The 19,085-nt window shown below is 72.9% G+C and carries 18 protein-coding genes and 1 tRNA gene; 7 read left to right on the top strand and 12 right to left on the bottom strand.

The features are described 5' to 3' along the window. Positions 1 to 4: 4 nt before the first annotated feature. Entirely contained in the window at positions 5 to 1,360 is a 1,356-nt protein-coding gene (locus IEZ07_RS04945) for an AMP-dependent synthetase/ligase (protein ID WP_204054238.1), read from the bottom strand. Then, complete coding sequence (locus IEZ07_RS35445; protein ID WP_204054239.1) at positions 1,282 to 1,470, bottom strand: hypothetical protein; 189 nt, start codon at positions 1,468 to 1,470, stop codon at positions 1,282 to 1,284. Before IEZ07_RS35445 ends, IEZ07_RS04945 begins: the two co-directional genes overlap by 79 nt. Before the next feature lie 245 nt (positions 1,471 to 1,715). Between IEZ07_RS35445 and IEZ07_RS04940 the strand changes: the two genes are divergently transcribed. Continuing rightward, on the top strand, positions 1,716 to 1,946 hold the full coding sequence (locus IEZ07_RS04940; protein WP_196469648.1) for a hypothetical protein: 231 nt from the start codon (positions 1,716 to 1,718) through the stop codon (positions 1,944 to 1,946). A 294-nt stretch (positions 1,947 to 2,240) separates the two neighbouring features. Here IEZ07_RS04940 and IEZ07_RS04935 read toward each other — a convergent pair. Continuing rightward, positions 2,241 to 2,317: transfer RNA gene (locus IEZ07_RS04935), tRNA-Lys, on the bottom strand. Positions 2,318 to 2,417: 100 nt separating this feature from the next. On the opposite strand from IEZ07_RS04935, the gene IEZ07_RS04930 reads away from it, so the two are divergent. Then, entirely contained in the window at positions 2,418 to 3,269 is an 852-nt protein-coding gene (locus IEZ07_RS04930) for an AAA family ATPase (protein WP_191893673.1), read from the top strand. Next, positions 3,266 to 4,633: a vWA domain-containing protein gene (locus IEZ07_RS04925; RefSeq protein ID WP_191893672.1), complete on the top strand. Its 1,368-nt coding sequence runs from the start codon at positions 3,266 to 3,268 to the stop codon at positions 4,631 to 4,633. Before IEZ07_RS04930 ends, IEZ07_RS04925 begins: the two co-directional genes overlap by 4 nt. A gap of 151 nt (positions 4,634 to 4,784) precedes the next feature. On the opposite strand, the gene IEZ07_RS04920 is transcribed toward IEZ07_RS04925, so the two are convergent. Together IEZ07_RS04920 and IEZ07_RS04915 are read right to left on the bottom strand one after the other, a co-directional pair. Continuing rightward, a complete protein-coding gene (locus tag IEZ07_RS04920) occupies positions 4,785 to 6,425 on the bottom strand; it encodes a methyl-accepting chemotaxis protein (protein WP_191893671.1) in 1,641 nt (546 codons plus the stop codon). A 141-nt stretch (positions 6,426 to 6,566) separates the two neighbouring features. Beyond that, positions 6,567 to 7,295, bottom strand: coding sequence for a nuclease-related domain-containing protein (locus IEZ07_RS04915; protein WP_239319387.1), 729 nt, complete (start codon positions 7,293 to 7,295; stop codon positions 6,567 to 6,569). 237 nt (positions 7,296 to 7,532) lie between these two features. On the opposite strand from IEZ07_RS04915, the gene IEZ07_RS04910 reads away from it, so the two are divergent. Then, the gene (locus IEZ07_RS04910; RefSeq protein ID WP_068903316.1) at positions 7,533 to 8,132 is read left to right on the top strand and encodes a TetR/AcrR family transcriptional regulator; all 600 of its coding nucleotides are present in this window, start codon (positions 7,533 to 7,535) and stop codon (positions 8,130 to 8,132) included. Between the two features lie 165 nt (positions 8,133 to 8,297). On the opposite strand, the gene IEZ07_RS04905 is transcribed toward IEZ07_RS04910, so the two are convergent. The 3 genes from IEZ07_RS04905 to IEZ07_RS04895 form a co-directional block, all read right to left on the bottom strand. Next, positions 8,298 to 9,377: an acyl-CoA dehydrogenase family protein gene (locus IEZ07_RS04905; RefSeq protein ID WP_191893669.1), complete on the bottom strand. Its 1,080-nt coding sequence runs from the start codon at positions 9,375 to 9,377 to the stop codon at positions 8,298 to 8,300. 169 nt (positions 9,378 to 9,546) lie between these two features. Then, entirely contained in the window at positions 9,547 to 10,716 is a 1,170-nt protein-coding gene (locus IEZ07_RS04900; RefSeq protein ID WP_191893668.1) for an acyl-CoA dehydrogenase family protein, read from the bottom strand. Positions 10,717 to 10,862: 146 nt separating this feature from the next. After that, positions 10,863 to 12,080, bottom strand: coding sequence for an acyl-CoA dehydrogenase family protein (locus IEZ07_RS04895; protein WP_068903312.1), 1,218 nt, complete (start codon positions 12,078 to 12,080; stop codon positions 10,863 to 10,865). Between the two features lie 144 nt (positions 12,081 to 12,224). Here IEZ07_RS04895 and IEZ07_RS04890 point away from each other — a divergent pair, with 144 nt between their 5' ends. Further along, on the top strand, positions 12,225 to 12,926 hold the full coding sequence (locus IEZ07_RS04890; RefSeq protein ID WP_191893667.1) for a GNAT family N-acetyltransferase: 702 nt from the start codon (positions 12,225 to 12,227) through the stop codon (positions 12,924 to 12,926). A gap of 40 nt (positions 12,927 to 12,966) precedes the next feature. On the opposite strand, the gene IEZ07_RS04885 is transcribed toward IEZ07_RS04890, so the two are convergent. Next, positions 12,967 to 13,659, bottom strand: coding sequence for a TetR/AcrR family transcriptional regulator (locus IEZ07_RS04885; protein WP_204054240.1), 693 nt, complete (start codon positions 13,657 to 13,659; stop codon positions 12,967 to 12,969). 74 nt (positions 13,660 to 13,733) lie between these two features. On the opposite strand from IEZ07_RS04885, the gene IEZ07_RS04880 reads away from it, so the two are divergent. Then, positions 13,734 to 15,053, top strand: a complete 1,320-nt coding sequence (locus IEZ07_RS04880) for an FAD-dependent monooxygenase (RefSeq protein ID WP_191893666.1) — start codon at positions 13,734 to 13,736, stop codon at positions 15,051 to 15,053. Here the strand turns inward: IEZ07_RS04880 and IEZ07_RS04875 are convergent. Next, the gene (locus tag IEZ07_RS04875) at positions 15,043 to 16,197 is read right to left on the bottom strand and encodes a DMT family transporter (RefSeq protein WP_301549303.1); all 1,155 of its coding nucleotides are present in this window, start codon (positions 16,195 to 16,197) and stop codon (positions 15,043 to 15,045) included. The genes IEZ07_RS04880 and IEZ07_RS04875 overlap by 11 nt on opposite strands. Before the next feature lie 223 nt (positions 16,198 to 16,420). Next, positions 16,421 to 17,176 (bottom strand): class I SAM-dependent methyltransferase, encoded by a 756-nt coding sequence (locus IEZ07_RS04870; protein ID WP_191893665.1) that lies wholly within the window; start codon positions 17,174 to 17,176, stop codon positions 16,421 to 16,423. 71 nt (positions 17,177 to 17,247) lie between these two features. On the opposite strand from IEZ07_RS04870, the gene IEZ07_RS04865 reads away from it, so the two are divergent. Then, positions 17,248 to 17,817, top strand: a complete 570-nt coding sequence (locus IEZ07_RS04865; RefSeq protein WP_191893664.1) for a CGNR zinc finger domain-containing protein — start codon at positions 17,248 to 17,250, stop codon at positions 17,815 to 17,817. Positions 17,818 to 17,852: 35 nt separating this feature from the next. Here the strand turns inward: IEZ07_RS04865 and IEZ07_RS04860 are convergent, their stop codons facing one another. Further along, complete coding sequence (locus IEZ07_RS04860; RefSeq protein WP_191893663.1) at positions 17,853 to 18,971, bottom strand: epoxide hydrolase family protein; 1,119 nt, start codon at positions 18,969 to 18,971, stop codon at positions 17,853 to 17,855. Positions 18,972 to 19,085: the final 114 nt, after the last annotated feature.

Raw genomic sequence — 19,085 nt, 5'->3', positions numbered from 1 at the left:
CGGGTCAGGCCGTGCCGTAGAGGGCGTCGGCCTCGTGGGCGTACCGGTCCAGCACGTAGTGGCGCCGGACCTTCTGCGTGGGGGTGAGCTCCCTGCCGACGGTGAAGACGCCCTCCAGGAGGCGGAAGCGCTTGACCGCCTCGGCCCGCGACACCGCCCGGTTGGCCACGTCGACGGCCTCCTGGATCGTGCGCAGCAGGTCGGGGTCGTCACGCAGCTCGGAGAGCTCCGCCTCCGGCGGTTTGCCGTGGTCGTGCTTCCAGCGCGGGAAGGACTCCGGATCCACCGTGACCAGAGCGCCCACGTACGGCCGGCCCTCCCCCACGACGACGCACTGGTCGACGAGCCAGTGGGCGCGCAGGCGGTCCTCGATGACCGCCGGGGCGACGTTCTTGCCGGAGGCGGTGACGATGATCTCCTTCTTGCGGCCGGTGACGCGTATGAACCCGTCGGCGTCCAGCTCGCCGAGGTCGCCGGTGCGCAGCCAGCCGTCGGCGTCGAACGCCTCAGCGGTGGCCTCCGGGTTGCGCCAGTGCCCTCGGAACACGTTCGGTCCCTTGAGCAGGAGCTCCCCGTCGGGCGCCACCCGTACGGCGTAGCCGGGCAGCGGCGGGCCCACGGTGCCCATGCGCGGCCGGGCGGGCGGGTTGAGCGTGTGCCCGGACGTGCTCTCGGTCAGCCCCCAGCCCTCCACCACGGTGATCCCCGCACCGCGCATGAAATGGCCCAGCCGGACGCCGAGGGGGGCGGCGCCGCTGACGGCGTGCCGCGCCCGGCCGCCCATGGCGGCGCGCAGCTTGGCGTACACCAGCCGGTCGAACACCGCCCGCCGGAGCCGCAGGAGCGGGCCCGGACCGCCTCGGCCGAGCGCTCGGCTGTAGGCCACGGCGGTGTCGGCGGCCATCGCGAACAGCTTCCCGTGCCCCTCGCTCTCGGCCTTGAGCAGCGCGGCGTTGTAGGCCTTCTCCAGCACCCGGGGCACGATGAGCATGAGGGTGTGCCGGAAGGCCCGCAGTTCGGCCGGGACGTCCTTCATGTCGGGGCTGTATCCGACGAGTACGCCCCGGTGCAGGGCGGCCAGCTGGACGGCGCGCGCGAAGACGTGGGCCAGCGGCAGGAACAGCAGGCCCGAGGCGTTCTCGTGCAGGACCAGTTCGCCGACGCCCTCGACGCGCGTCACGTTCCGCACCTCCGCCGCCAGGTTCGCATGGGTGATCATGCAGCCCTTCGCGGGACCGGTGGTGCCCGAGGTGTAGACGATCGTGGCGAGGTCCCCGGCGGTCAGCTCCCGGCGGCGCGACTCGACCTCGGCGTCCAGACTCCGGCCGCCTTGCGGCTCACCGCGGCGCGGTCCGGCCACCGGGACGCCTGCGCGAAGACGTCGTCCAGCGCCGTGCCCGCGTCCCGGGCGTCCTCGCCGGAGACCACCGGCGGCGTCCGCCACTCACCCACCCCAGAGGAACGCTGCATATCTCCAGCTTGCTCCGCCCCCGGCTCCGGAGTCAGGGACCGCGGACCCGGAATGGGGAGCAGTTGGACCTCTGTCGGGCCGGGAATGCCGCTCCCGGCGTCCCTCGCCGGTACGGCTTCCGCCCTCCGGGGGCGGGTACCATACCGGATTCTTCGCGGCCGTGAGCATCACGAACAGATGTCCCGGCGCGATTCACCGGGGGAAACGTCCCATGCTTACCCCCAATGGGCGCATACTGGGAAAGATGAAATCGTCCCACGCCGCGACCCGGCGCATCCTGCCTGGCAGTCCCTTCAACCGCACCATCGTGCCGCCGCCCCCCGTCGAGCAGTACGCCCTGAACGACCGCGTGAGCCACGACAAGTACGGCCTCGGCGTGGTCATCGGAGTCGAGGACGAGCTCGCCGTGCTCGTCGACTTCGGCCCCGAGCAGCGGCGGATCACCACGCCGTTCGCCAAGATGACCCGGCTCTGAGTCCACCGACACCACCGTCCACCGACACCCACCGGGAGTCCACCGACACCCGGCGGCGGGTCCGGTGACGCGTCCGCCGACGCGTCCGGGACACGCCCACCGACGACGACGGAGGCCCGCACGCCGGCGTGCCTCCACCCCGACCCGGACGCATGAGTCACCGGAAGGTCCAGGCACATGAGTCCTCACGGAGCCCGGACGACGAGCCGGGAGAAGACGAGGAAGACCCGCGCAAACGAAATCGGCCCGCCGATCAGGCGGGCCGATTCCGGATCCGCCGGCGGACCGGCGGGATGGTGCGCCGCCAGGGACTCGAACCCCGGACCCGCTGATTAAGAGTCAGCTGCTCTAACCAACTGAGCTAGCGGCGCGTGAAGCACTTGAAGAGTAGCGCATCCGCGGGCGTGCTTCGAAATCGACGGGTTCGACCCGCTAGGCTAGAACAACATTCGGTTCTGCCCGGGAGCACACATGTGGTTCGCCTCGCCCGCCGACGTCCGTGAGCGCCTCGCCGCCGTCGACTACCTCCCCGACGACGCCATCGCGACCTCGGTCTTCCTCGCCGCCGCGCTCGGCAAGCCCCTGCTCGCCGAGGGACCCGCGGGCGTGGGCAAGACCCAGCTGGCCAAGGCCGTCGCCGCCGTCACCGGGGCGCGGCTCGTCCGCCTCCAGTGCTACGAGGGCCTGGACGAGGCCCGCGCCCTGTACGAGTGGAACTACAAGAAGCAGCTCCTGCGCATCCAGGCCGCGGGCGGCCAGGACTGGGACACCACCCACGACGACATCTTCACCGAGGAGTTCCTGCTGGAGCGGCCGCTGCTGGCGGCCATCCGCTCCGAGACCCCCACGGTCCTGCTGATCGACGAGACGGACAAGGCCGACGTCGAGGTCGAGGGGCTGCTGCTGGAGATCCTCTCCGACTTCCAGGTCACCATCCCCGAGCTGGGCACGATCACCGCCGTGCGCAGGCCGTACGTCGTGCTGACCTCCAACGCGACCCGCGAGCTGTCGGAGGCGCTCAAGCGGCGCTGCCTCTACCTGCACCTGGAGTACCCGTCGCCGGAGCGCGAGCGGGACATCGTGCTGGCCCAGGTGCCCGCGATCGAGGCGGGCCTGGCCGAGCAGCTCGCCCGCACGGTCGCCACGCTGCGCACCCTGGAGCTGAAGAAGTCCCCTTCGATCGCCGAGACGATCGACTGGGCCAACACCCTGCTCGCGCTGGGCCGGACCGAGCTGGACGAGGAGACGACCGGCGCGACCCTCGGCGTGGTCCTCAAGCACGCCTCCGACCAGCAGCGGGCCCGCAAGGAGCTCGGCCTGTGAGCCTGCTGGACCGGCATGTCGGCTTCGTGCACGCGCTGCGCGAGGCGGGGCTGCCCGTGTCGCCCGCCGAGGGGCTGGACGCGGCGCGGGCGCTGCAGGTGATCGACCTGACCGAGCGGGAGTCGCTGCGCGCCGCCTACGCGGCGACGCTGGTCAAGCGGCCCTCGCACCGGCCCGGCTTCGACACCCTGTTCGACCTGTGGTTCCCCGCCTCCACCACCGGCCTGTACGGTTCCCGCCCCGCCTCCGGACCCGATCCGCGGACCGCCGGGATCCCCGAGCTGCGGGACCGGCTGGCCGAGCTGCTGTTGGAGGCGGGCGAGCGGCCCGGGGAGCTGGACGCGTTCGCCCGGGAGATGGTCGAGCGGTTCGGCCGCCAGCCCGCGAGCCCCGGCCGGCAGAACTGGTTCTCCTACCCGGTGCTGCGGGCCCTGTCCCCCGAGACCCTGATGGCCCGGCTGCTCGCCGAGGTCCTGGCCGGGGCCGAGCGCGGCGGCCTGGCCGAGAAGGTCGCCCGCGAGCGCGTCACCCGCGGCATCCGGCGGTTCGAGGAGGCCGTCTCCACCGACGTCCGGCGCCGCATCGCCGAGGAGTCGGGGATCGAGCGGATCGCGCGCTCCGCCGTACGGCCCCCGCTGGAACAGGTGGACTTCCTCCGGACCACCAAGGCCGACCTGGCCAGGCTGCGCCGGGAGGTGCACCCGCTCGCCCGCCGCCTGGCCGCGCGGCTGACCGTCAAGCACCGGCTGGGGCACCGCGGCCGCCTGGACTTCCGCCGCACGGTCCGGGCCTCGCTGTCCACCGGCGGCGTCCCGCTGACCACCCACCTCAAGCCGCGCCGCCCGCACAAGCCCGAGCTCGTCGTGCTCTGCGACGTCAGCGACTCGGTCGCCTCCTTCGCCCACTTCACGCTGCTGCTGACCTACGCGCTGCGCGAGCAGTTCACCAAGGTCCGCGCGTTCGGCTTCGTGGACACCGTGGACGAGATCACCCGCTTCTTCGTCCCCGGCGCCGACGTGGCCGAGGCCATGACCCGGCTGGCCCGGGAGGCCGACATGGTGCGGTTCGGCCGCACCGACTACGGCCGCGCGTTCGAACGCTTCGCCGAGCGGTACGGCGACGCCGTCGGGCCGAGGACCTCGCTGCTGATCCTGGGCGACGCCCGGTCCAACTACCAGCCGCCCGCCCTGGAGACCCTGAGGCGCCTGAGCGCCGGTGCCCGGCACGCCTACTGGCTCAACCCCGAGCCGGTCGCCCAGTGGGACACCGGGGACTCCTCGGCGACGGCCTACGGCGGGATCGTCCCGATGTACGAGTGCCGGAACGTCGTCCAGCTCTCGGCCTTCATCGAGGAACTCGCCTGAGGGCGGCCCGAGGGGATCGAGGAACTCGCCTGGGGGCGGCCCGAGGGGGCGCCGGTCGTCCGGCGCCCCCACTCCCCGTTCTCCCCGCGGCCTGCCGGCGGGAGAACGGGGAGTGGGGGCGCCGAGCCCCGCGACGCCGCCCGCCGCCGTCTCAGTAGCGGAAGCCGGAGACCAGCTGGTGCAGCCGGGTCGACAGCCCGGCCAGCTCGGCCGCGGCCCGTCGGCTCTCGCCCACGCCCCCGGCGGTGACCTGGGCCGCGTCGGCCAGCACCGCGATGTTGGCCGCGATGTCCGCGCTGCCCTGGGCCGCGTCGGCCACGCTGCGGTTCATCTCGTTGGTGGTGGCGGTCTGCTCCTCCACCGCCGAGGCGATGGTCAGCTGGTAGTCGTTGATCCTGCTGATGATCGAGCTGATCTCGGCGATCGCCGTCACCGCGCTCTCGGTGTCGGCCTGGATGGCCTCGACCCGCTTGGAGATGTCCTCGGTGGCCTTGGCCGTCTCCTGGGCCAGGTCCTTGACCTCACCGGCCACGACCGCGAAGCCCTTGCCCGCGTCCCCGGCCCGGGCCGCCTCGATCGTGGCGTTGAGCGCCAGCAGGTTCGTCTGCTCGGCGATGCTCGTGATGGTCTTGATCACGCTGCCGATCTCCGCCGACGAGGCGCCGAGCTTGGCGACGGTCTCGTTGGTCGACTCCGCCACCTCGACCGCCTGCGCGGCGACCTTGGCGCCCTCACCGGCGTTGTGCGCGATCTCCCGGATGGACGATCCCATCTCCTCCGAACCCGCTGAGACGGTCTGCACGTTCTGCGAGACCTGCCCGGCCGCCCCGGCGACGTTGCTCGCCTGAGCCGACGCCTCGTCGGCCGAGGCGGCGATCCGGTCGCTGACCGCCGACAGCTCGGTCGAGCTGGCGGCCAGCGTGTCGGCGTTCTCCGCCAGCGCCTCGATGGTCCGCCGGACGGCGTCGTTGGCCTGGTTGACCGCGACCGCCATCGCACCGGCCTCGTCCCGCGAGGTGATCTCGGCCTTCTGGGTGAGGTCGCCCCGGGCCGTGGCGTCCAGCACCCGGGAGACGGCGTTCAGGGCGCGGACGATCTGGCGGGCCGCCACCCGGGACAGGGCCAGGGCGAGCAGCAGGCCCACCGTCACCAGCGTCAGGATGAGGACCCGGGAGCTCTCGTACTCGTCGATCGCCGTGGCGGCGACCGTCTCGGCGTTGCTCGTCTCGAACGTCGTCAGGTTGTCCATCGCGGCGGTGAAGGCCTTCATGACCTTGTCGAACTGGGCGAGCGCCTCCGGGGTGAGGTCCTGGGGGTCGCCCGTGGACTGCGTGCCGGAGACGTAGGACAGGTAGGCCTGCCACGCCTCGTCGAAGGCGGCGACGTGCTTGCGCGCCTCGGCATCGTCGGAGGCGACGGCCTTGTAGGCCTCGAACGCCCGGCCGATCCCTTCGAAGTCCTCGTTCAGCTGCTGCGCGAGCTGCGCCTTGGCCGCCGGGTCCGTGACGGTGTACATGGTGCTGGAGTTGAGGAGCAGGTCGGTCATGTGGCCGCGGGCCTCGCCCAGGTGGGACAGGCGCTGGACGTTGCCCTGCCGGAGTGCCTGCAGGTCGCCGCTCAGGTCGCCCATGCGGCTCAGCGCCACGAAGCTGACGCCCGCGCCCATGAGCGCCACCACGAACACGGTGATCATGATCTTGGCGCTGATGCGGCGGTCGGCGAACCAGCCGAGCACCGGGTTGCGGTGCACGGTCACCACGGGCCGTGCGGTGTCTGCGGAGAGGTCGGTCACGTCGGATCCTTCCATAGCGGGACCGGGAAGCTGTGCGGCAGCACGCCGGGCGGGAACGCCGCATCGTCCCATCGGCCGCCGGGACCGCGACCTGAGCCGATCGGCCCGGCTCTCCGCCGCCGGGCCGATCGGACCGGGAGGTCAGCCCATACGCCTCAGCACCCGGGCGGCCGTGCGGGTGAGCACCTCCACCTGGCTCTCGTCGAGCGCCTGGCGGGGCGCGCCGAGAATCCAGGAGGCCGCGTGCCGGGGCTTGAGCAGCGTGACGCCCTCGGCGGTGACCGTGCGCCGGCGCTCGGTGCCGTGCACGAGTTGCCCGCCGTGCACGGCCAGCAGCGGCTCGATCGCGACGGGGACGCCCGACTCCCGGCTGAGCACCCCGGCCAGCGCCTCCGCGGCCTCTACGAGCGCCCGGGCCTCCTTCGACCCGTACTTCTCGCCGAAGAACAGCCGCCCGCCGTACGTGGCGATCTCGGTGTCGGGGTCCCACGCCTCGTTGTCCACGACCCAGACGCCGCCGGGGCCGATGACCAGGTGGTCGATCGAGGCCTGCCCGGGCACGGCCCGGCCGTCGAGCACCCGGTAGCCGTGCCTGCGGAGCCGACGGCGGAGCAGCCGGGCGGTGACGGTCTCGCCGCGCCGCCTGCCCCGCCAGACCGCGGTCGACCTGAAGGACCACCAGTCCCAGGCCAGGTCGGCGACGGCGACCAGCACGCCGAGCGCCGGCCCGAGCACCACCGGCGACAGGCCGAACCGGTAGGCCAGCGCGATGCCCGCGACCAGCCCTCCGGCCGCCTTGAGGCCGCGCGCCTTCCAGCGCTCTTTGGACTCCTCGCGCCAGTTCTTCTCGTACATCACCTGCGGTGACAACCCGTGAACCTGGTCATCGGGCGGCACGTAGATAGATCCGCCAGGCACAACGAACCCCCACAGTTCGAGTGGATGGGAAGGGCATGGACCTGCCACGCTGAAGATCCTTGGATAATGAAATACCCAAGTGGGAGCTCCAGGCAGGAGAAGGTGACGCAAGTAACACGGCTTCGTCATCCGGTGGGCACTCTGACCGACCAGTCGGTATGCTTTCTCCACCACGTACAAGGGGAGCACATGGCCCAGGACCAGGAGCCGGTACGGCAGCGACTGCTCAGCGAGGCCACCCGCCTTTTCGCCGAGCAGGGTTTCGAGAGCACCTCGGTGCAGGAGATCGTCACCGCGGCGGGCGTCACCAAAGGCGCCATGTACCACTATTTCGACTCGAAGGACGACCTGCTCCGTGAAATCTACGGCCGGGTCCTCCGCATGCAGATGGAGCGGCTCGTCCAGTTCGCCGACGGTCCCGGCACCGTGACCGAGCGCCTGTACGGCGCCGCCGCCGACGTCGTGCAGACCTCCGTCGAGAACCTCGACGACTCCAAGATCTTCTTCCGCTCGATGCATCTGCTGGCGCCCGACACCCGCAAGGGCGTGCGGGCCGAGCGCCGCGTCTACCACGAGCGCTTCCGGGACCTGATCCTCGAGGGCCAGCGCGAAGGCGTCTTCCGCACCGACACCCCCGCCGACATCGTCGTCGACTTCTTCTTCGGCTCGGTCCACCACCTCAACACCTGGTACAGCCCGGAGGGACCGATCTCCGGCGCCGCCCTGGGCGCCTACTACGCCGACCTCCTGCTCACCTCGCTCCGGCCCCAGGACCGCCCCGCCGGCTGAGGACCGGCCCGCGGCCTCGGGACCGGTTCCACGAGCTCGGGACCGGCCCGCGGCCTCCGCAACGGCCCGCAAGCCGAGCACCGGCCCGGCGGCCCCGGGGAGGAAGTCCCAGGGCCGTCGGGCCTGCCGGACGATCAGGCGGGAGCGGGCGGGTCCGCCCGGCGATCAGGCGGGAGCGGGCAGGTCCGCCAGCTCGGCCACGGCGTCGCGGTGGGCGCCGGGCGAACCCAGTGCGATCTGCCCCGCCTTGGCGCGCTTGAGATACAGGTGCACCGGGTGTTCCCAGGTCATGCCGATGCCCCCGTGCAGCTGCACGCTCTCCTCGGCGACGTGCAGCGCCACCTCCGAGCACCACGCCTTGGCCACAGCCACGGCCAGCTCCGGCGAGTCCCCGCCGGGCTCGGCCAGCAGGTCGGCGGCGTTGCGGGCGGCCGCACGGGCGCGCACCACGTCCAGCCAGAGATCGGCCATCCGGTGCTTGATCGACTGGAACGAGCCGATCGGCCGGGCGAACTGGTGGCGCTCCCTGATGTAGGCGAGCGTCGTGTCCAGGCACCACTGCGCCACGCCCAGCTGCTCGGAGGCGAGCAGCCCGGCGCCGAACGCCAGCACCTTCCCCCGCTCGAAGTGCCCGAGTACCTCGCCGGGGGCGCCGTCGAAGGTCACCGTCGCGACGGGCCGGGTCAGGTCCAGCGAGGGCACGACCTCGATCCGGGCGTCCCCTGCCTCCACCTGGTAGAGCGCGCCCGGACCGACCGGGACGAGCAGCACGTCGGCGACGTCCGCGCCCGCGACCGCGCGCACCTGCCCGCTCAGCGTGCCGTCCGCGCCGACGGTGACGCCCTCCGGCAGCGACCGGTACGGCGAGGCGGCCAGCGGGACCACCAGCGCCGCCGTGGCCTCACCGGAGGCGAGCTCCTGGATCAGGTCCTCCTCGCCGATCTCCAGCAGCGCCTTCGTCGCCAGCACGGCGCTGGTCAGGAACGGCACCGGCGCGACCGCACGGCCCAGCTCCTCCAGCACCACCGCGACCTCGCGCGCGGTCGCCCCCGCCCCGCCGAGCGCCTCCGGCACCAGCAGGCCCGCCACCCCGATGTCCCGGGAGAGCGTCTTCCACAGTTCCATGTCGTACGGCGCGGCCGACTCGATCCGCGCCAGCACGGCGTCCGGCCCGCAGCGGTCGGCGAGCAGGTCCCGCACGGAGGCCCGGAGCTCCTCCTCGACCTCGGTGTACAGCAGTGTCATCGGTCGCTCACCACTCCTCGCTCACTGCACGGGCCACTCGTACCTCGCGGACCGCTCCGCTCACTCCGTCGGGCTCGCTCCGGGTCATCGGTCGCTCACCACTCCTCGCTCACTGCACGGGCCACTCGTACCTCGCGGACCGCTCCGGATCCGCTCCGTGCCGCCGGGGTCATCGGGGGAGGTCCTTCCAGGGCACGTCCTTGTCGACGCGGGGCTCCGACGGCAGGCCGAGCACGCGCTCGGCGACGATGTTGCGCAGGATCTCCGAGGTCCCGCCCTCGATCGAGTTCCCCTTCGCGCGCAGGTAGCGGTATCCGGCGCCGCGGCCGAAGAAGTCCACGCTGTCGGAGCGGCGGAACGACCAGTCGTCGTACTCCAGCCCCTCCTCCCCGCGCAGCTCGACGTCCAGCCCGGACAGCGCCTGGTTGAGCGAGGCGAAGGAGAGCTTCATGCCCGACCCCTCGGGGCCGGGCTGCCCCGCCGCGAGCTGCTCGCGCAGCCGGGCCCCGGCCAGCCGGGTCACCTCGGCCTCCACCCAGAGCCGGAGCAGCCTCCGGTGCAGGTCGTGGGTGCGCAGTTCGGGCCGGGACCGCCAGGTCTCGGCCACCACGCCGGCCATGCCGCCGCCGCGCCGTACCGGGGCCCCGCCGATGGCGACCCGCTCGTTCATCAGGGTCATCTGCGCGACCCGCCAGCCGTCGCCGACCTCGCCGAGGCGCAGATCGTCGCCGAGCCGCACGCCCGTCAGGAAGACCTCGTTGAACTCCGCCTCACCGGTGATCTGCCGCAGCGGCCGGACGTCGACGCCGGGCGCGTGCATGTCGCAGACGAAGTACGTCAGCCCCCGGTGCTTGGGCACCTCCGCGTCGGTCCGGGCGACCAGGATCGCCCACCGGGAGTGGTGCGCCCCGGAGGTCCACACCTTCTGCCCGTCCACGACCCACTCGTCGCCGTCGCGGACCGCGCGCGTCGCGAGGGTCGCCAGGTCCGAACCGGCGCCGGGCTCGCTGAAGAGCTGGCACCAGATCTCCTCGCCCGTCCACAGCGGCCGCAGGAAGCGCTTCTTCTGCTCCTCGGTGCCGAACGCCAGGATCGTCGGCGCGGCCATCCCGAGTCCGATCCCCTGGACGCCGGTGTCGAGCTGCGGCGTCCCGGCGAGCACGCGCTCCACCACCTGCTGCAGCTCCCGGTGGACGCCCAGGCCGCCCAGGCCTGCGGGGAAGTGCACCCAGGCGAGCCCCGCGTCGAACCGGGCCCGCAGGAACTCCAGGCGGTCACCGCCCGGATCGTGCGCGGCCAGGAACTCCCTGGCCAGCGACTCCACTTCTTCGGCTGTCATCAACGTTCTCCCATCACCTTCCAGAACCGCCGGATTCACCTGACGGCTCTCTCGCGTCCCTGTCGCGGTTCCTTCGTTCGGAACGGTCAGGGCCTGGCCGTCGCCCACCTCTTCCCGAGGGAGGCGAGAAGCCGCTCTCTTCCGGTTCAGGAGAGCGGAGGAGTCACGTGCTTCTTCAGTTCGCGGTAGGCGAGCGAACGCTTGTGCACCTCGTCGGGGCCGTCGGCCAGGCGCAGCGACCTGGCCGCGGCCCAGAGGCCGGCCAGCGGGAAGTCCTGGCTGACGCCGCCGGCTCCGTGGACCTGGATGGCCTTGTCCACGATCCACTCCACCTCGCGCGGAGTGGCGATCTTGATGGCCTGGATCTCGGTGTGGGCGCCCCGGTTCCCCACCGTGTCCATCAGCCAGGCGGTCTTCAGCACCAGCAGCCTGAGCTGCTCGATCTTCACGCGCGACTCGGCGATCCAGTCCTGCACGACGCCCTGCTGGGCGATCGGCTTGCCGAACGCGGTCCGGGCCAGGGCACGGGCGCACATCAGCTCGACGGCCCGCTCGGCCATCCCGATCAGCCGCATGCAGTGGTGGATCCGGCCCGGCCCGAGGCGGGCCTGGGCGATGGCGAAGCCGCCGCCCTCCTCGCCGATGAGGTTGGCCACCGGCACCCGCACATCGGTGAAGTCGATCTCGCCGTGCCCGCCGTGGTCGGCGTCGGTGTAGCCGAACACGTGCATGCCGCGCCGGACGTGCACGCCCGGGGTGTCCGTGGGGACCAGGACCATCGACTGCTGCCGGTGCGACGACGCCTCGGGGTCGGTCTTGCCCATCACGATGAGGATCCGGCAGTCCGGGTTCATCGCGCCGGAGGCGAACCACTTGCGGCCGTTGATCACGTACTCGCCGCCGTCGCGCGTGATCGACAGCGAGATGTTCGAGGCGTCGGAGGAGGCCACGGCAGGCTCGGTCATCGCGAACGCCGAGCGGATCTCCCCGCGCAGCAGCGGCTCCAGCCACTCCTTGCGCTGCCGCTCGTCGCCGAACTGGGCCAGGACCTCCATGTTGCCGGTGTCCGGGGCGGCGCAGTTGGTGGCGGCGGGCGCGATCCTCGGCGACCGGCCCATGATCTCGGCCAGCGGCGCGTACTGCAGGTTCGTCAGCCCGGCGCCGTGCTCGCCGGGCAGGAAGAGGTTCCACAGGCCGCGCTCGCGCGCCTCCGCCTTCAGCCCCTCCAGCAGCGGCGGGACGGTCCAGCCGCTCTCGGCGGCCTGGGCCTCGAAGGCCTCCTCCGCCGGATAAACGCACTCGTCCATGAACGCGAGCAGCCGTTGCCTCAGCTCCTCGGTCCTGGCGTCGAACCCGAAGTCCATCGGTACTCCTCACCTCGTCCCACCGGAGCGTACCGACCGGACGGTATGAGTGTCGACCGTCCCTCCCGAATCCGGGTGGTCTTCCGGGAAAACCCACCAAGTGGACCTTAAGGCCGGCCGCTTCCCCCTTCTAGGGTCGTCCGCATGACCGCGACCATGCCCTCTCCCGTCACCCTCGAAGGCACCGCCGTACGGCTGGAACCGCTGACCCCCGCCCACCTTCCCGACCTCTTCGCCGCGGGGGGCGGCGACCCGGAGGTCTGGCGCTGGCTGGGGGTCCCCGTGCCGGGGACCGAGGCGGAGCTGGCGGCGATCGCGCGCCACCTCATCGAGGACGACCGGCACGTGCCGTTCGCGGTGGTCCTCCGGGAGACCGGCCGGGCGACCGGCTGGACCTCCTACATCGACGTGCCGGGATTCGACCACAGCGTCGAGATCGGCTGGACCTGGTACGGCAGGGCGGTCTGGCGCACCGCGGTGAACACGGAGTGCAAGGTCCTCCTGATCGACCACGCCCTCGGCGCACTCGGGTTCAACCGGGTCCAGCTGAAGACCGACCACCTCAACACCCGCTCCCAGGCCGCCATCCGGCGCCTCGGCTGCGCCTACGAGGGCACCCTGCGCCGCCACCGCCGCCGCCCCGACGGCACCTGGCGCGACACGGTCTACTTCAGCGTGCTCGACCACGAGTGGCCCGCCCACCGCGCCCGGCTGACCGCCCGCCCGGCCACCGGCCCCGAGACCGCCCGCCCCGCCCGCACCTCCGACCCCCACACCTCCGGGCCCGGCGCTTCCGGGCCCGACGCCTCCGGGCTCACCGCCGGGGCGCCGGTCGGCGCCTCCTAGGCATCCGGCGCGGAACCGGTCGGCGTTCCTCCGGCGTTCCTCAGGCGCGCGACACGGAGCCGCCGGACAGCATGCCCGCGAGCAGCTCCCGCACGCCGCGGCGGAGATCGCCGAGGGTGGGCTCGGCCCCGGCCCCGACGATGGCGTCGAACATCACGCCCTCCCCGAAGACGACCAGCTGGCGGCCGTGCCGTACCGGATCGGGGGAGCCCGCGGCGGCGAGCAGGGCGACGGCCGGTTCCCGGAACCGGCCCCCCGCCCGGTCGTAGATCGCCCGGAGCTCGGGGCGGCGGGTCGCCTCCAGGGCCAGCTCGTAGCGGGCCACCGTACGGCGGCGGTCGACGGTGAGCTGCGCCCACAGCACCCGGGCCGTCATCTCCGCGAGCGCGTCCAGGGCGTCCCCGCCGTTCCCGGGCTCTCCACCGCCCCCGCCCGGCAGGCCTCCCCGATCCCCCGGACCACCGGACCCGGCCGACAGGCCCGGGCCTCCCGGAACCGGCGGCTCGCCCACGGCCCCCGCCATGAACGACGAGAAGAGCTCCACCTCCAGTTCGGTGAGCCGGGCGAGGGCCAGTTCCAGCAGGGCCGAGCGGGTGCGCGCCAGGTTGGACGTGGAACCGGGCGGCAGGCCGGCCGCCTCGTCGACCGCCCGGTGGGTCAGCCCGCGCATCCCACGCTCGGCCAGCAGGGTGATGGCGGTCTCCGCGACCAGTTCAGCGCGTTGGGACTTCACCCACGGGATACTACATTTGTAGTTGGACTACAGGGGTAGTACTGTTCACTACATCCGTAGTGAAGGAGATGGACATGGCGCGCGCAGTGGTGGTCGGGGCGGGAATCGGCGGACTGACCGCGGCGGTGGCGCTCCAGCGGCACGGCTGGGACGTCACGGTGCTGGAGCGGGCGGCGTCCCTGGAGCCGGTCGGCTCCGGGCTGGCCGTCGCGGCCAACGCGTTGAGGGCGCTGGACACGATCGGCGTCGGCGACGAGATCCGCGGGCTCTCCGCCGTCCAGGGCGACGGCGGAGTGCGCAGCGCGGGCGGCCGCTGGCTGGTGAGGACCAGCGCGGAGGCCGTGACCGCGCAGTACGGCGACTCTGTGGTCCTGCTGCGCCGCGCGCAACTGGTCGACGCGCTCGTCGCGCGGCTGGCCCCCGGCACCGTACGGCTGGACACCACGGTCACCGGCGTGGACCCGGAGACCGGCGCGGTGACCGCCGTCACGGCCGAGACTGCGGCTCCGGACCCGCGCGCCGCCCGCGCCGCCGGCACCGGGCCCCGTCTCAGGAGCGGCGGCGCAGGCGGCGGGGCGGAGACCGTCCTGGAGGCAGGCGGCGCGGGCGGCGGGCGGGAGACCGTCCTGGAGGCCGAGCTGGTGGTGGCCGCCGACGGCATCCACTCCCCCGTCCGGGCGGCGCTGTTCCCCGGCCACCCCGGCCCGCGCTACTCCGGGACCACGAGCTGGCGGGTGCTCGTCCCCGCCGAGGGCGTGCCCGGTCAGGCATCGGAGAGCTGGGGCGCCGGCCGGGTCTTCGGGATCATGCCGCTGGCCGGCGGAACGACCTACTGCTACGCCACCGACACCGTGCCCGCGGGTGGCGGGAACGGTGCGGGTGGCAACGGCGCGGGCCGCGGGGATGACGGCGAGCTCCCGGAGCTGCGGCGGCTGTTCGGTGACTGGCACGCCCCGATCCCGGCGCTGCTCGCCGCGGCCTCGCCGCAGGACGTGCTCCGCAACGACGTCCACTACCTGGCGACCCCGCTGCCCGCGATGCACCGGGGCAGGGTGGCGCTGCTGGGGGACGCGGCGCACGCCATGACGCCCAACCTGGGTCAGGGCGCCTGCCAGGCGATCGAGGACGCGGTGGTGCTGGCCCACGTCGCCGGGTCCGGGGAGGGCGCCGCACCCGACGTCGCCTCCCGGCTGGGCGCCTACACCGCCGCCCGCCTGGAGCGGACCTCGAAGATCGTCGCCCGCTCCGCCGCGATCTGCCGAGCCACCAAGATCCGCAATCCGCTCACCGTACGGCTGCGCGACACGGCGATGCTGCTCGCCGCGCGGCTCGCACCGGGCCAGGCCGCCGGCGCGGCGGACGACATCTTCGGCTGGCGCCCTCCTACGGCGTGACCTGGACGCTCCCGGAGGCGGGGGCGGGGGCGGGGGCGGGGGCGGACCCCGGGACCGGCTCGGTCTCCGCCGCGCGGGCCGGAGCGGAATCCGCGGAGGACTCCGGGAAGACGGCGGGGACGGCTCCCGGGGAGAGCGCCGGGGCCTTACGGCCGGAGGTCTTGCGGTCGAGGCTCTCGTGGCCGGCGCCGTACCGGTCCGAAGCCGTGTGGCCGGAGGTCCCGCGCTCGGAGGCCTTGTGGTCTGAGGCCTTGTGGTCTGAGGCCTTGTGGTCTGAGGCCTTGTGGTCTGAGGCCTTGTGGTCTGAGGCCTTGTGGTCTGAGGCCTTGTGGTCGGGGGCGAGCCGCCCGAGGGTGAGCGTCCCCCAGACCATCAGCGCGCCGGCCAGGAGCGCCGGGAGCACGTTCGACCAGCCGGAGGGCATCGCCTCGTCCAGCAGGAGCGCTCCGGCGAGGATCGAGGTGATCGGGTCGACCACCTGCACGCCCGCGTAGGCGATGCCGAAGTAGCCCACCTCGTAGGACTTCTGCAGCAGCACGACCGCGCAGATGAGCAGCACCGGGACGGCGAGGGTGAACCAGCTGAGCAGGTTGGCCCACTCACCGCCGAAGTTCCCGCCCACCACCCGGACGAAGGTGGAGACGCTGGCCGTCACCGCGCCCGCGGCGACCGAGAGCACCAGCGCCTTGGCCGGGCCGCGCGCCCTCCGCCCGGCCAGATGGGTCACCAGCACGACCAGCCCGACGCAGCCGAGGAAACCGAACGCCTCCCGGCCCGTCATGTGCGGCGTCACCGCGTGCGAGGGCACCAGCAGCAGCAGGCCCAGCAGCCCGACCGCCACCGCGGCCGAGCCGACGATCTCCGCCCGATGGGCCTTCCTGCCGTGCAGCATCGCCGCGAGCGGCACCGCGAACACCAACGTCGCCACGCTGATCGGCTGCACCGCGACCAGCGGCGCGAAGCTCAGCGCCACCGCGTGCAGGGACGCACCGGTGAATCCGATGACGCCGCCCAGCCACCAGCGGGGGCGCCTCATCAGCTTGAGCGAGGCGCCCTCCGTGACCGCCTCGAACTGCTGGAGCGCGGCGCCCAGGGCGTAGCCGAGCGCGCCGACGAGAGCGATCGAGATCCCGACCCAGGTCATCGCCACCCGCCCTCGGGGGAAGCCGCGCATGGGTAAAAAAGCGATACTCGGGTCATCCATCCAGCTTAGGGCTCTCGACGGCCTGGTAAGGGCCTCCTCAAGTCCGATCGACCGTCTTCGCCGCCTTCCCGGAGGCCTTCCGTCGGTCCCGGCGGCCTTCCGGCCGGTCCTGGCGGCGCCGCCGGGACCGGCCGGGTCAACCTCGGACGGCGCAGAGGAGCCGTCAGCCTCGGACGGCGCAGAGGAGCCGGTCGTGACCGCGCTGCCAGAGGCAGCCGACCTCGGTGAAGCCCGCGTCGCGGAGGGCCTCGACGTGCTGGGAGAGCAGCGGGGACTCCGAACCATGGTGGTCGGCGCCTGCCGTGGTGCGCGCCGCGTGGAGCTCGGCGAAGGCGGGGTCGGCGGTGACCCCGTCCCACCACTGGCGCCAGTTCTCGGGCCGCCGGCCGGCGAACCTGCGCTCGGCCTCCCGCTCGTGCAGGGTGCGCTCGAGGCGGGCGAGGGCCGGGGTGGCGTCGTCGGTCTCCAGGTGGTCGCCGTTGAGCAGGAGCCCGCCCGGACGCAGCACGGTCGCCAGCTCGCCGTACATCTTCGGCAGGTCCGCCGCGGAGATCCAGTGCAGCGCCGTGGTGCTCACCGCGGCGTCGGCGGGCCGGTCCAGGCCCAGGGAGCCGCTCCAGCCGGGGGTGCGCAGGTCCGCGGAGACGAACCTGAGCCGGGGATAGGCGGCCCGGCCGAGGCCGAGCAGCAGCGGGTCCGCGTCGACCGAGACCACCGTCGCCCCGGGCAGCCGGTCCAGGAGGCGAGCCGACAGCGAACCCGGCCCGCAGCCGAGGTCGACGACCAGCGGGTCGGGACGGCCCAGCGCCTCGACGGCGTCGATCAGCGCGGTGAAGCGCTCCTCCCGGTCGGGCAGGTAGCCCTCCTGCTGGCGGTCCCAGCGCGAGATCCATTCGAGTGCGGCATCGTGGGTGAGCACAATCGCCTCCTTGTAACTGTCGTCTAAGCTGGTGACAGTTACAAGCTAGACCCGGAGAGGTAACTGGTCAAGTGGATTTCAACAGTCACGCTGACGCGATCGTCCGGGTGGCGGTGGGTCTGGTCAACGAACTGACCCCCGGAGAGAGACGGGGCCGCAACCTCCCTCCCCCGCACGACCTGGCCGCCGCCGCCACCGAGGGTCTGCGCGCCGGCTACCCCGGCCACCGGAAGGTCACCGCGGAGGAGGCCCGCGAACTCGCCGGGGTCGCGGCACGCCTGCGCGCCGTCTTCGACGCCGTCGCGGCGGAGGACGTCGACGAGGCGGCCCTGCGGGTCAACGCCCTGCTGGAGGAGACCCGCGCCCGGCCGCTGCTCCAGCGGCACGACGGGGAGCCGTGGCACCTGCACTTCCACGGCACCGGGGGCACCGCCGCCGAGGACTGGGCGGCGAGCTGCGCCACCGGGCTGGCGATCGTGCTGGGCAGCGAGTTCCACGACCGCCTCGGCGTGTGCACCGCACCGCACTGCGACCGGGTCTACGTGGACGTCTCCCGCAACGGCACCCGCCGCTTCTGCGGCACCGCCTGCCAGAACCGCGTCAAGACGGCCGCCTTCCGCGCCAGGGGCAGGACCCCGTGAGGGACCCGTGAGGGCGCGCCGCCGCGGTTCCCCGCTCATCTGCCGGACAGGCAGGTGAAGAAGCGGCGGATGTCCTCGCCGAGCAGGTCCGGGGCGTCGTGCGCGGCCCAGCGGCCGCCGCGGTCGAACTCGTGCCAGGACACGATGTACCGGTGGTCTCGCTCGGCGAGTCTCCGGACCGGGCGGAAGTCGTGGGCGAAGCTCGCCAGGCCGATCGGGAACGTGGTCGGGTTCGGATACGCCGAGGCGCGGCCGTTCTCGTGGTGGAAGCGGGCCGCGGACGCCGCGGTGCCGGTGAACCAGTAGATCGAGGCGTTGGTCAGCACCACGTCCGGGTCCACACCGGCCAGCGACCGGCAGATCCAGGCGAGCTGACCGGCCGGCGAGTCGGCCGGCCCGTGGCGGAGGACCCGCGGTCGCTCCTGCCGAGCCCCGTCGTGGACGGCAGGGCCGGTGAAGGAGTGCGGGAGGTCCTGGTACCCCGTGTCCTCTGGAGGAGGGCCCTGCGACTCGGCGGGGTCACCGGAGGGGAAGATCTGGTTGACGTGCACGGCGATCACGTGTTCGGGATCGATCCGGCCGAGCACCGGCGAGATGATCGATCCCGCGTCGTTCCCGTGCGCGCCGTACCGGTCGTAGCCGAGCCGCCGCATCAGCTCGGCCCAGGCCCGGGCGACGCGCACGGCGCCCCAGCCCTTCCCGCGGGTGCGCCCGGAGAAGCCGGACCCGGGGATGGACGGGATCACCAGGTGGAAATCGCGTGACAGCGGCTCGACCAGGTCCAGGTACTCCACGAAGGTGCTGGGCCAGCCGTGCGTGAGGATGAGCGGCGTCGCCGCGGGGTCGGCCGAGCGCACGTGCACGAAGTGGACGGTCTGGCCGTCGATGACGGTCGTGAACTGCGGATAGGAGTTCAGTCTCGCCTCCTGCGCCCGCCAGTCGAAGGAGTCGCGCCAGCGCTCGGCGAGGTCCCGCACGTACGCCGACGGCACGCCGTACCACCGGTCCGGCCGCACGGGGCCGGACGCCGGCCGGTCGGTCGGCCCCGCGGGCGGCGGTTCATCGGTCCAGCGGGTGCGGGCCAGGCGGTCGCGTAGATCGTTGACGGCGGCTTCCGGGATCGCGATCCGGAACGGCCTGATGTCCTCTGCCATGCCTCCACGATCCGGGCTCGGGCCGGCATGACGGCAGTGCCTGACGCACCGGTCCATCTGCCCATCGCATGACACCAACCTGCAAAATGCACATAATCATGGGTTCCGCAGGTG

Source organism: Planomonospora parontospora (assembly GCA_014647935.1).
Classification (GTDB): domain Bacteria; phylum Actinomycetota; class Actinomycetes; order Streptosporangiales; family Streptosporangiaceae; genus Planomonospora; species Planomonospora parontospora.
This window is presented reverse-complemented; position numbering and strand designations above follow the sequence as displayed.

Coding starts and splice junctions, on each gene's coding strand:
- IEZ07_RS04880 (WP_191893666.1), top strand. CDS start 13,734: ATGGCGCGCGCAGTGGTGGTCGGGGCGGGAATCGGCGGACTGACCGCG.
- IEZ07_RS04930 (WP_191893673.1), top strand. CDS start 2,418: ATGTGGTTCGCCTCGCCCGCCGACGTCCGTGAGCGCCTCGCCGCCGTC.
- IEZ07_RS04910 (WP_068903316.1), top strand. CDS start 7,533: ATGGCCCAGGACCAGGAGCCGGTACGGCAGCGACTGCTCAGCGAGGCC.
- IEZ07_RS04940 (WP_196469648.1), top strand. CDS start 1,716: ATGAAATCGTCCCACGCCGCGACCCGGCGCATCCTGCCTGGCAGTCCC.
- IEZ07_RS04900 (WP_191893668.1), bottom strand. CDS start 10,716: ATGACAGCCGAAGAAGTGGAGTCGCTGGCCAGGGAGTTCCTGGCCGCG.
- IEZ07_RS04895 (WP_068903312.1), bottom strand. CDS start 12,080: ATGGACTTCGGGTTCGACGCCAGGACCGAGGAGCTGAGGCAACGGCTG.
- IEZ07_RS04890 (WP_191893667.1), top strand. CDS start 12,225: ATGACCGCGACCATGCCCTCTCCCGTCACCCTCGAAGGCACCGCCGTA.
- IEZ07_RS04860 (WP_191893663.1), bottom strand. CDS start 18,971: ATGGCAGAGGACATCAGGCCGTTCCGGATCGCGATCCCGGAAGCCGCC.
- IEZ07_RS35445 (WP_204054239.1), bottom strand. CDS start 1,470: ATGCAGCGTTCCTCTGGGGTGGGTGAGTGGCGGACGCCGCCGGTGGTC.
- IEZ07_RS04905 (WP_191893669.1), bottom strand. CDS start 9,377: ATGACACTGCTGTACACCGAGGTCGAGGAGGAGCTCCGGGCCTCCGTG.
- IEZ07_RS04875 (WP_301549303.1), bottom strand. CDS start 16,197: ATGACCTGGGTCGGGATCTCGATCGCTCTCGTCGGCGCGCTCGGCTAC.